Genomic DNA, 12,150 nt, shown 5'->3' on the forward strand with positions numbered 1-12,150 from the left:
TTTATGCCCGTGCAGGCGTTCCCTCATCTGGTTGGCCAGGGCGCCTAAAAATGTTACGTCCCCTTTTTCAAACAGGATAATGCCCTCTTCCGGTGTGATCCGCTGCTGGGCCAGCACTTTTTCTCCTATCTTTTTCAGGTCTGCATCCAGGTTGGGTTGCTGCAGGAGCGTACTTACAGCAGGATATTCTGTCGTTCTCATCGTCATCTAACTTTAATTATTTTAACCGTCTTGGTCCTATTCCTGTAAATTAATTTTACAAAATAAACACCATTTGGCTCATTTACCAAATCGAAGGTAAAGCGGTTGCTGCTATTGATGGCCGTACCCAGCTGCCGGGTAACCAGCTGCCCCTGGGTATTGTAAATAGCGATGGCATCCAGGTCCTCAGGCGCTTCCAGGAACGTTACAAATACCTGTGTATTAAAGGGATTGGGGGTTACGGTAAAGCCCTGTTCCTTCAGGAAGGTATTAGTGGTTTTTGTGACGATGTTGATATTATCCAGGTAAATATTATTCTCGAAATTGGAAATGTTGCGGAACACCACCCGGAACTGTCCGGCGGGGATAAAGGAGGTGAGGTTCACCGAATCCCTGCGCCACTCGGCCGCTGCAGGTATAAACTCCGTAGAGATAGGCGTAGTGTGGGTTACCAGGTTAGGCCCCCATTTGCTATACACGTTATTCAGCGTTTGCCCGCAATCGGTGGTTACCAGCACCTGCAGCGTATCCCAGGGGTTATTCACTGCATTCAGGCTGGTTTGTACGGCTGCGGCTACGTCAAAGAACAGGAATACGGAATCAAAGCCCTGCGCACTGATCACCGGTGTGTACAGGTCATCTACCGCGCCATTGGTGTTATAGCCCAGGTTACGCATTACAATAGATTGACTGCCAGCCTTTGCCGCATCGCGGGTAAGCTCCCAGGTAAATCCATTATCCGGGTTCCACAGGTCCCAGCCATTGGCGGGTGGGAAGGTGGCCGTTTCAAAACCTTCTGACAAAGGCAGGCCGGCCGGTGTAAAATACCGGAAGCTGGCGGCTGCCGTATCATTTTCCGGCGCTTCATCTGCCACGCCGTTGGGGCGGGAGGTGTAGGCGGTAATGATATGCGAGCCTGTACCGGCAGTACCGGCAGGTAATTGTACACCTGCCTGCTGTAACAGGGGCAGGCTGCCGGTCCAGTTAAAGGTTTGCGGGGCGCCGCCGTCTACCCGGTACGTGATCTGTACGCTGGTAAGTGTTTGTGAGCCCCTGTTCTTCAATATTACAGCCGGTGCAAAACCGGTGCTGCATATTTGTCCTAAAGGTGAGTTGATGGTTGTGATCCCTGCGTCGTTACCTTTCAGGTTCACCGGCGTACAGCCATCGGAAGTAAGCAGGGAGGTACGGATGTTATCCAGCACATAGCGCATACGGGTGGCCTGGTCTGCGGTGAACAGGTGCATGCAGGCATCGTCCGTATAATCCATATAGTTCATGAACATGAAGCCGGGTGCGGTGCTGCTGCAAATATCTGTTTGCGGGAAAGAAGGGCAGCCGTAGGTACGTTTGCCCTGCAGGGGCGTATCATCAATACCGTCATCCACAGTACAGCGGGCAGTGGAACCATCGCCATCATCATCTCCCCAAACATGGCGTAAGCCAAAGTAGTGGCCTATTTCATGGGTGGCGGTGCGGCCGCCTGCAAAGGTGCCGGTAGCGCTGCCGGTAGTGCCAAAAGCGGTGTACAGGATCACCACGCCCTGTTCTGCTGCCGGGAAGGTATTATCCGGCGGGGTGGCTACGCCCAGGTAGCCGTTGCCCAGGTTACATACCCATATATTCAGATAACGGTCTGCATCCCAGGCATCGGAGCCGCCGGTGGCGCTGTACTTTACTTCGTAGGCTGAGTTGGTGCCTGCGTCAAAGGGGCCATGGCTGCTGGTTACACGCACAATGCCGTTGGAGGGATCCCCATCCGGGGTGCGCTGCGCCAGGCAAAAATTGATGGCGGAATTGCCGATAATGGCTTTCCAGGCAGCGGGTACCGCGCTGGTATCTGCGTTGCTGCCGGTATAATCTTCGTTTAAGACCTGTATCTGTGTAGCTATCTGCGCGTCGGTAACCAGGGCGGGGTTGGAGAGCACTACGTGTACTACTACGGGTATGTTCACCACCGGTTCTGCCGTGCCTTTGAGCAGGATGGCCTGTTGTTTTTTCAGGCTCACTGCCTTAACAAGGCGCTGTTCCATTGCCTCGTGCTGCTGCTGCAGGTAAGGATATTGCTGGATCTTATTACGGATAGCATCTTCCGTAGCGCAGGTACGTTGTGCCTGCAACGGTAACAGATACACTAATAAGCATAGGAGTAGGAGGGCCGGCGTGCGCAATTGTTGCTATTTTTTGGTGATTGCTTTACAGCAAGATACAATCTTAAATGTGAACCTTACTGTATGAATCGATGAATCGTCAGTTGTCAGAGATTAAATTAATGCACCCGCAATACAGCCACACATCAGGCAGGCAATGGTACCGCCAATAAGTGATTTCACACCCAGCTCTGTAAGGTTCCTGCGCTGGTTAGGCGCCAGCTGGCTAATACCACCGATCTGGATGCCTATAGACGCAAAGTTTGCAAAGCCGCATAACGCATAAGTGGCTATGAGCAAGGATTTGGGATCATGAATGGCATTGGCTGCCTTCATGTTGCCCAATGATATATAGGCTACAAACTCGTTCAGGATGGTTTTTTCGCCCAGCAGCTGCCCAATAGAAACCATGTCCTGCTGCGCCACGCCAATTAACCATGCTACCGGTGCAAACACATAACCCAGTATCATTTGCAGGGACAGCTCCTGGTAACGGCCATGGGTTGCAAGGGCTACCTGCGCATTCAGGCTGGTAATGTTGCCTACCCATCCCATCAGGGCATTGGCCACATACATCATGGCGGTAAATACCAGCAGCATGGCGCCTACGTTCACGGCCAGCTTCAGGCCATCGGTAGTACCCAGTGAAAGCGCATCCAGGAAGTTATCGCCCAGCTTTTCCTTGGGGATCTTTAACTCTTTGGAGATCTCATCATCGTGCGTTTGCGGGAATAATATTTTGGATACCACAATGGCGGCCGGTGCGCTCATGATAGACTGGCTAAGCATGTGCAGGGCAAAATAATGCTGCTGGTCAATATCCGTACCGCCTAACATGCCTACATAGGCTGCCAGCACGCTGCCGGCGGTATTGGCCATACCCCCGATCATAATACAGAGTATTTCAGAGCGGTTCATGGCTTCCAGGTAAGGGCGTATCATCAGCGGGGCTTCTGTTTGCCCCAGGAAGATATTGGCGGCGGTGGATAAGCTTTCTGCCCCGGAAATTTTCAATTTATTAAGCAGGTACGCAAACACATATACGATCTTCTGTAACACACCCAGGTAATACAGGATGGAGGATAAGGCGGCAAAGAAAATAATGTTGGGCAGCACTTGTACGGCAAATACGTAAGCCCAGCTGCCATTGGGATCGGCCAGGTTACCGAAAATGAACTCCGTGCCTTTATGGCTCAGGTTAATGAGGTCCACAAAAGAGCCGGATACTTTTTCCAGGATGATCTTAAAGATATCCGGCGGGCATAACTTACTGTATACGCATATGGTGAGCAGCAGGAAAACGGCCAGGATGGTCCATTTGATCAGCTCTATCTTATTCTTTTTGTAGAGCAGCCATATGAGCGCCCACAAAATACCAATGCTTATTGTGATGGATAAATTAGGCAGTTTGAACTGTGTGCAACGGATAATGCCGAAAAAGAATACTACCAGGCAGGCCAGGGACAGCGCAATGCTGATGGTATCGGCTTCCAGGCGTTTGCTGTTCACCACCACCGGGTTTCCATGATCATCTACCGCATTTTCAGCTTCCACCGGCTCCCTCATCTTCCTGATACGGTTCACGATCATATAGACCACAATGATGCCGAAGGCCAGCCAGAATACCGGCTGATCGCCAATGCGGGTATTGAGCACGCCCATGGCAAACATTACCTGGGCAAAAATGCCCATACCAACCAGCTTCCAGTCGATAGCCCGTTTATTATTGCTGAGCAAAAAGCACACGACAACCAGGAAAAGCATGCCTATGCCGCCGCGCAGCAGGTTATACCAGTGAAAAGACATATTTAGATAGAGTTAAGCAAATAAGCAGCAAATAAAAGGGAAAATACGTGTTTCAGCAATTAAGTTATTACCGGGGATAAAGTTTTTACATAAAAGTGTAGGTATGGGCGTTTTTTTACATATTTTCTTCACCTTTGCGGAACTAACTATTTCAGGGGAAGCCATATGCACCATCAAACGGGAAAAAAGAAGATCGTATTACTGGAACTGGGCGGATCGCATGTAGAATGCCTGTATGCGCAGGTACTTTTCCTGCAGCCTGACTATGAGGTGCATGTGATCTGTAACCGGCACCTGTGGCCGGAGCTGGAGCATATGGAAGGCATCAGCGGGCGCCAGCTGCATGATACTGCCAGTGCCCGCGGAGAGGTAGTGCCCCGCGTTAAACAGTATTTAAAGGAGCATCATATCAGCAGCCTGGTGATCAATACCACGGAAATATCCCTGGTGCGCGACCTGGTGCTGCGCCTGTTATTTACCCGCATTAATATTACCGGTGTGGTGCATAATGCCCGCAAACTCAATAACAGCTTTACCATGCGGCAGATAGTGGGTTTGAAAGTGAAAAAGTTCTTTGTGCTGAACGATGCGCTGCTGCCTCACATACATGCCCGGAAAGGTACTACGGTAGGCAGCTTTTACCCGGTATTTTTCCCCCATACGGGCACGCCTGTATCCAAACCTCCGCATGAATGCTGGGTAAGTGTGCCGGGTAGTATTGAAAGCAGCCGCCGGAACTATACCGGCCTGCTGGAACAGGTTAAGCAATACGGACTGCCGGCCAATATGAAGATCATTTTCCTGGGCGGCTTTTACCCGGAACGCGACCCGGACATTGCAGCGCAGCTGGCGGCCCTGCCGCCGCAATTGCGGGCGCAGCTGGTTACCTTTGGGCCGGAGCTGGTACCGCAGGCGGTATTTGATGCCTGGATGCGGCAAACAGACCTTATACTGCCGCTGCTGCACCCTGGTGTGCATAAGTTCCAGGAGTATTTAACCACACGTATTTCCGGCGCCTATAACCTCTCATTCGGATATGGCATACCCCTGTTAATGGAACAATCGTTTAGCCGCTGGGGCGATCTGGCGCAGCATGCGCTGTTTTACCAGGCGCCGGACCTGCATAGTATGCTGAAAGCTATTGCTGCCAACCGGGATCTGCTGAAAGAGAAACGGGCTGGTATAAACGCTGATCCTAAATTTACACTGGAAGAGCAGCGGAGGCGTTACCTGGCTTTGGTGGAGAAAGGAACATAAAATGTAAAATTTTAAATGTAAAATCTTAAATGTAAAAGGGGAATGCAGTCTCTTATCCGCTGCATTCCCCTTTTACATTTAGCATTTATGATTTTACATTTTACATTCTTTAAGCCACCGTAACCTCCTTACTCAAATACACATCCTGCACGGCATTCAGCAGCTGAACCCCTTCTTTGAACGGGCGCTGAAATGCTTTGCGGCCTAAGATAAGCCCTGTGCCGCCGGCGCGTTTGTTGATGATGGCGGAGCGCAGGGCTTCCGTAAGATCCTTTTCCCCTTTGGATTCCCCGCCTGAATTAATGAGGCCAATACGGCCGGCGTACCCGTTCAGCACCTGGTAGCGGCACAGATCAATGGGATGGCTGGTAGTAAGCTTATCGTACATAGCCGGGTGTGATTTGCCAAACTGCAATGCGGTAAAACCACCGTTCAGGTCCGGGAGCTTTTGTTTTACCAGGTCGGCCTGGATGGTGGCGCCAATGTGAATAGCCTGGCCGGTGAGGTCGGCGGCAGTGTGATAGTCCTTCCCATCTTTTACAAAGGCTTTATTACGCAGGTAGCACCATAAAATAGTGGGCAGCCCAAGGCTGTGCGCTTCCTCAAAGGCCTGCGCTATTTCCACGATCTGCCGCGTAGACTCCTCGCTGCCAAAGTAAATAGTAGCGCCTACGGCTGCAGCGCCCAGGTTCCAGGCATCTTTTACGCTGCCAAACAATACCTGGTCGTATTTATTAGGGTAGGAGAGCAGCTCGTTATGATTAAGCTTTACAATAAAAGGTATCTTATGCGCATAGGTGCGGGAAAATAAAGCCAGGTGCCCAAAGGTGGTGGCTACTGCATTGCAGCCGCCTTCTACCGCCAGCTTCAGAATGTTTTCCGGGTCAAAGTAAATGGGATTGGGAGCAAAGGCGCTGCCAGCGCTGTGCTCAATATCCTGGTCAACCGGCAGAATGGAGGCATAGCCCGTGCCGGCCAGGCGCCCATGGCCGTACAGGGCTGCCAGGTTACGCAATACCTGCGGGGGGCGGTTGCTGGGCAGGAACAGCCGTTCTACAGCATCCGGGCCGGGAAGGTGCAGCTGATCTTTTGGTATGGCCTGGCAGGTATGTTCCAGCAGGTCTTTTAATTCCTGTTCGGGGAAATGTTGGGTGAGTTGCATGGGGAGACAGTTTTACAGGGGGAGGGGCAGCAAAAATTGATCCATGCATAAAACAAAAGCGCCCCGGATAACCGGAGCGCTTTACTTATGCGTTTATATGTAATAAACTATTACAGGTGTGACTGAATTTTCTTTTCCAGTACTGAACGGGGAGCGGCGCCCACCTGCTTGTCTACTACCTGACCGTCTTTAATGAACAGGATGGCAGGTATGCTGGTAATACCGTAGTTGATGGATAACTGCGGATTGTGGTCCACATTTACCTTACCTACATTTACCTTACCGGCGTAATCTTTAGACAGATCTTCAATAACCGGACCTATAGCGCGACAAGGACCACACCATTCAGCCCAAAAATCAACTACACTTAATTTATCGGAGGTCAGTACTTCTGTCTGAAAGTTTGAATCAGTGAATTCTAAAGCCATATTTGATATATTTAAAGTTATATGATTTCAAATTAAAGGATTGAAGCAAGAAGTCTAACGTTCAGTGTTTGAATGATTCCCTTTCCCGTGTTCCATTGCCTCATCTTTAAGATATTCTATTACTTCAATTTTCAATCCAAGGCGCAAGTTACTGCATTTTTGACACCCTACTTATTGATTGTATCTATGCCGGTATCACTTATCAGCTACCTGCTTTCCTAACCGGGTGATAACTAATGCTTGTAACATTAGCTATTTTATCTGCCGGGCGTTTCTATATAGATCTCAATGTCAGGTTGTTTGGCCAAAAACTGCGCCAACTCGTCATTCATCTCAATATGCCGGTTAAAGGTATGCAGCTTTACGGCCCACTCATTATCCCGGTCTATCAGCTGCAGGTATAACTCGCTGTTACCGGGGTATTTAGCGGCATTGTCGCACAGGAAATCCACCACTTCACGCGTTATGAATTTGGGCATGGTGGTAAGGTATACCTGTTTGGTATGCGTTTTCTTTACTTCCTGCAGCAGCTGCATGCTGGTTACCTTAAACTCGTACTCTGCATCATTAAAGCGTTTGGCTTTAAAGCCCCCGTTCACGTATAAGCACAGCCCGCTTTTGAGGTAAGGTGCAAACCGGATAAAATCCTCGCTCCACAGGGCAAATTCAAACTTACCGCTGTAATCCTCAATGGTCATAATACCGAACTGGCGGTTATTACGGGAGATCCTTTCCTGCGCATTGGTTACGTATACTGCCAGGCGGAAATTACGTTCCTTGCCTTTACCACCGCCACCGGGCATGTTAAGCTCTGCCTGGTACTCCACCAGCTCCGATACGGCATTCATGTGGTAGTACCTGCTTTCAAAGCGGTAATCATCCAGCGGATGGCCGGAGATATAAATGCCGGTTACATCCCGCTCATTATTCAGCTTCAGGATCAGCGGCCAGGGATCGCAGGGAGGGATCTTAGGCGGCTCTATATCCGGCATATCCTCATCGCCAAACAGGCTGCCTGCGGAGGATGAGCCGGCAGATACCTGGTTGCCGAACTTTATGATCTTATCCAGGCCGGTCATGGTCTCATTTTCCAGCTTATGGAAGTACTGCGCACGATGCAGGGCCGGGAAGCAGTCCAGGGCGCCTGACATGACCAGGGCTTCCAGTGATTTTTTGTTCACTGCCCGCTGGTTCACCCGTTTGATCATATCAAATACGTTGGTATAGGGGCCGTTCTGCCTGCGTTCCTCCAGCAGGTTCTCAATAGCATTTTCACCTACGCCTTTTAAGCCGGCCAGGCCAAAACGTACCTGCCCTTTTTTATTTACTGCAAAACCCTTGAAAGATTCGTTCACATCCGGCGGCAATACATCCAGGCCCATGCGTTTACACTCTTCCATAAAGAAGGTGATCTTTTCAATGTTGCTGGCGTTGTTCAGCACTGCCGCCATATATTCCGCAGGATAGTGGGCTTTGAGGTAAGCCGTCTGGTAAGCCACAAAGGCGTAACAGGTGGAGTGGGATTTGTTGAATGCGTAAGAGGCGAATGCTTCCCAGTCCGTCCATACCTTATCGCACATCTTGGGATCGTGGCCCCTTTCCGCACAGCCGGTCATGAACTGGGATTTCATTTTATCCAGCACGGCCTTTTGCTTTTTACCCATGGCCTTACGCAGAATGTCCGCATCTCCTTTGGAGAAGCCGGCCAGCTTCTGGCTCAGCAGCATCACCTGTTCCTGGTACACAGTAATACCGTAGGTATCATTCAGGTATTCCTCCATATCCGCCAGGTCGTACTGCACGGGCTCCAGGCCATGCTTACGGCGTATAAAGGTAGGAATGTACTCCAGCGGGCCCGGGCGGTACAGGGCGTTCATGGCAATCAGGTCATCAAACCTATCGGGCTTTAGCTCGCGGAGGTATTTTTGCATACCGGGCGATTCAAACTGGAACGTACCATTGGTTTCACCCCGTTGGTACAGCGCGTAGGTTTTTTCATCGTCCAGCGGAATGTAATCTATATCAATTTCTACCCCGTGGTTCTGTTTAATAAGCTCCAGCGCGCCTTTAATAATGGTAAGGGTTTTCAGACCCAGGAAGTCCATTTTAATTACGCCGGCGCTTTCAATAATGCTACCCTCAAACTGTGTTACCAGCAGGTCGGAATCCTTGGCGGTGGATACGGGAATAAGCTCTGAGAGATCTTTGGGGGCAATGATGATACCGGCGGCATGGATGCCTGTGTTACGCACGGAACCCTCCAGTACGCAGGCCTCGCGCAGCACTTCGCCTGCCAGGTCTTCGCCTTTGATCAGCTCCCGCAGCTTTTTCACATTTTCCAGCTCTTCGCCGCCCAGGCCTTCTTTTTCCGACAGGCTTTTTTCACCGCCGTCAATGGGGGCATTGAAAATACGGTCCAGCTGAATACCCGGTTTGTCCGGCACCAGCTTGGCCAGGGCATTACTTTCCGGCAGGGGCAGGTCCATTACGCGGGCTACGTCCTTGATACTCATTTTAGCGGCCATGGTACCGTAGGTAATGATCTGCGCTACCTGGTTACGGCCGTATTTCTGCACTACATAGTCAATTACCTTCTGGCGGCCTTCATCGTCAAAGTCCGTATCAATATCGGGCATGCTCTTACGTTCCGGGTTCAGGAAACGTTCGAACAGGAGGTTGTACTTAATGGGATCTATATTGGTAATGCCAATGCAATAGGCTACTGCTGAACCGGCGGCAGAACCGCGGCCCGGGCCTATGAACACTCCCAGGTCGCGGCCGGCTTTAATAAAGTCGGATACGATGAGGAAGTAACCGGCAAAACCCATGTTCTCAATTACCTGCAGCTCAAAGTTGATGCGTTCCTCAATTTCCGGCGTCCACTCCTGGTAGCGCTGGCGGGCGCCTTCCATGGTAATGTGGCGCAGGTACTGGTCCTGGGTAAAAAATTCCGGTGGTATGGGAAAGTTGGGCAGCAGGATGTCCTTTTTCAGGTCCAGCAGCTCTACCTTATCTACTATTTCATTGGTATTATCAATGGCCTGGGGCAGATCATGAAAGAGCTTGCTCATCTCTTCCGTGGTCTTGAAGTAGAACTGGTCGTTATAGAATGCGAAGCGTTTGTTCTTTACGGATACATCATCATCGGCAAACTCCTTCATGGTAGGAGTGGCTTTCTTTTCGCCGGTGTTTATACACAGGAGAATGTCGTGCGCATTGGCATCTTCCTGATCCACGTAATGGGAATCATTGGAGGCAATGATCTTTACGTTGTGCTTTGCGGCGTAGCGCAGCAGCACCTCATTCACTTTCTCCTGCTCCGGGATGCCGTGGCGCTGCATTTCCACGTAAAAATCCTCTCCGAAAATATTCAGCCACCATTTAAATTCCTCTTCTCCGGCTTCTTCCCCTTTTTTGAGGATGGTTTTAGGTACAGAGGCGCCCAGGCAGCAGGTGGTGGCTATCAGCCCCTCGTGGTACTGCAGGATCAGCTCTTTATCAATACGGGGGTATTTACCGTACAGCCCTTCAATATAACCTAAAGAGCATAGTTTAATGAGGTTGCGGTAGCCCTGCTCATTTTTGGCCAGCAGCACCTGGTGGTAACGGATATCTTTTTCCTCCCGGGTAAAGGAGCGTTTGTGGCGATGGTCTACCACATAAAACTCGCAGCCCACTATGGGCTTTACTTTCAGGCGTTTATCCTTTGGGTCTCCGGGGTTCAGCTTATTATTATACGCCTCTGCCACAAACTGGAATACGCCAAACATGTTACCGTGGTCCGTAATAGCCAGGGCGGGCATATTGCCGGCCATTGCTTTCTTATACAATGATTTAATATCTGCGGCCCCATCCAACAGGGAATATTGCGTATGTACGTGTAAGTGAGAGAATTGCATGTGCTAATCTGGTCTGTCCGTTTTGTTACTCCTGGCTGTAAAATTCCTATAAAAAATCGTCACGGCATGAAATGTTTTTCCACAAACCTGCGTTTAGCGGAGTTGAGAATGTGTGCTGCCTGCCGGCAGTATGGCATAGGTATTAACATATTAGGATTTTATCATTAACTTGGCGAAAATTTTTAATAAAGGCTTATGGGTTTTAGCAAAGGAACTTTTTGGGTAATGTTGTTTATGGGTGTAGGGGTATTGAGTTCCTGTTCCTCTTTACGAAAACCGGCCGGCGGCAGATCCACTACCACGGCCAATAAGCAAAATGTGCAGTTCCTGGATGGCATTAGCATGAACCGGGGCGGCAGCTCCACTTACGCTAAAGGCGGCGGGTATGCTACTTTAAGCAGCAGCGCTTTTACCTCCGGCAGCAACTATATTGAAAATGCGCAGGCCTGGCAGTTCAAATATGCCCAGCTGCTGGATGTAGCGGTGGAAACGGTGAATAATTACCGCCTGTACGGTTTTATTGAAGACTGGTGGGGCACGCCGTACCGCCTGGGTGGTAAGAACAAGGACGGGGTGGACTGTTCTGCTTTTGTAAGTACGCTGCTCTCTGTTGTTTTCCAGGAAAGCTTTAACGGCACTTCCCAGCAAATGTATGAGCAAACAAAAAAGCTGCGTTCCCGCAGTGAGCTGCAGGAAGGTGACCTGGTGTTCTTCAGCATCGGGCAAAAGAAACGGGTTTCGCATGTAGGCGTGTACCTGGACCATGACCGTTTTGTACATGCTTCTACCAGCGCGGGCGTAATGATCAGCGACCTGAATGAAGCGTATTGGACGAAGTATTATACAGGCGGCGGCAGGGTGGAGTAGGGCTAACTGGCCGGAAATTTGTATAGTCTGCTTTTAACTTTTACTTTTGAAATCCGGAACTGTGGCAGAACAGCGGGACTGCTGTATAAAACCGTGCTAGCAAACATGGGCAATCCAATAGTATCTATTATTATACCCTGTTATAACCAGGGACATTTTTTACAAGACGCGCTGAAAAGCCTGGCTGCCTGTGATGCTGACCTGTATGAGCTGATCATTGTCAACGACGGATCCACAGACGCTGCTACCAATACCTACCTGCGGGAGCTCAGCAACCAGGGGTACCATGTGATATTCCAGGAAAACCAGGGCCTGGGCGCTGCCCGTAACACCGGTATACGCGCTGCCAAAGGCCGTTACCTTTTACCGCTCGATGCCGA

Annotated in this window: 8 protein-coding genes and 1 pseudogene; 3 read left to right on the forward strand and 6 right to left on the reverse strand. The window is 50.3% G+C overall.

Features of this window, described 5'->3' with window-relative positions; genetic code table 11:
• From VIM87_RS06325 to VIM87_RS06335, 3 genes and pseudogenes are all read right to left on the reverse strand, one after another.
• Positions 1-201: pseudogene (locus tag VIM87_RS06325) on the reverse strand (aminofutalosine synthase MqnE); the annotation flags it as partial.
• Positions 202-203: 2 nt separating this feature from the next.
• Positions 204-2,336, reverse strand: coding sequence for a M43 family zinc metalloprotease (locus VIM87_RS06330; RefSeq protein ID WP_331996161.1), 2,133 nt, complete (start codon positions 2,334-2,336; stop codon positions 204-206).
• A 129-nt stretch (positions 2,337-2,465) separates the two neighbouring features.
• Positions 2,466-4,157 carry a nucleoside transporter C-terminal domain-containing protein gene (locus tag VIM87_RS06335; protein ID WP_331996162.1) on the reverse strand — a complete coding sequence of 564 codons (1,692 nt, stop codon included), beginning with the start codon at positions 4,155-4,157 and terminating at the stop codon, positions 2,466-2,468.
• A 165-nt stretch (positions 4,158-4,322) separates the two neighbouring features.
• Between VIM87_RS06335 and VIM87_RS06340 the strand changes: the two genes are divergently transcribed.
• Positions 4,323-5,414: a hypothetical protein gene (locus tag VIM87_RS06340; RefSeq protein ID WP_331996163.1), complete on the forward strand. Its 1,092-nt coding sequence runs from the start codon at positions 4,323-4,325 to the stop codon at positions 5,412-5,414.
• Between the two features lie 109 nt (positions 5,415-5,523).
• On the opposite strand, the gene VIM87_RS06345 is transcribed toward VIM87_RS06340, so the two are convergent.
• The 3 genes from VIM87_RS06345 to dnaE all read right to left on the reverse strand — a co-directional run bounded on the left by VIM87_RS06345 (position 5,524) and on the right by dnaE (position 10,903).
• Complete coding sequence (locus VIM87_RS06345; RefSeq protein WP_331996164.1) at positions 5,524-6,576, reverse strand: class I fructose-bisphosphate aldolase; 1,053 nt, start codon at positions 6,574-6,576, stop codon at positions 5,524-5,526.
• A gap of 110 nt (positions 6,577-6,686) precedes the next feature.
• Complete coding sequence (trxA, locus tag VIM87_RS06350; protein WP_089909655.1) at positions 6,687-7,004, reverse strand: thioredoxin; 318 nt, start codon at positions 7,002-7,004, stop codon at positions 6,687-6,689.
• 257 nt (positions 7,005-7,261) lie between these two features.
• On the reverse strand, positions 7,262-10,903 hold the full coding sequence (dnaE, locus tag VIM87_RS06355) for a DNA polymerase III subunit alpha (RefSeq protein ID WP_331996165.1): 3,642 nt from the start codon (positions 10,901-10,903) through the stop codon (positions 7,262-7,264).
• A gap of 195 nt (positions 10,904-11,098) precedes the next feature.
• Between dnaE and VIM87_RS06360 the strand changes: the two genes are divergently transcribed.
• Positions 11,099-11,770 (forward strand): NlpC/P60 family protein, encoded by a 672-nt coding sequence (locus VIM87_RS06360; protein ID WP_331996166.1) that lies wholly within the window; start codon positions 11,099-11,101, stop codon positions 11,768-11,770.
• Between the two features lie 105 nt (positions 11,771-11,875).
• Positions 11,876-12,150, forward strand: a 275-nt coding sequence (locus VIM87_RS06365) for a glycosyltransferase family 2 protein (protein WP_331996167.1), incomplete at its 3' end; no start/stop codon positions are given.

Source organism: Chitinophaga sp. (assembly GCF_036569125.1).
Taxonomy (GTDB): Bacteria; Bacteroidota; Bacteroidia; order Chitinophagales; family Chitinophagaceae; genus Chitinophaga.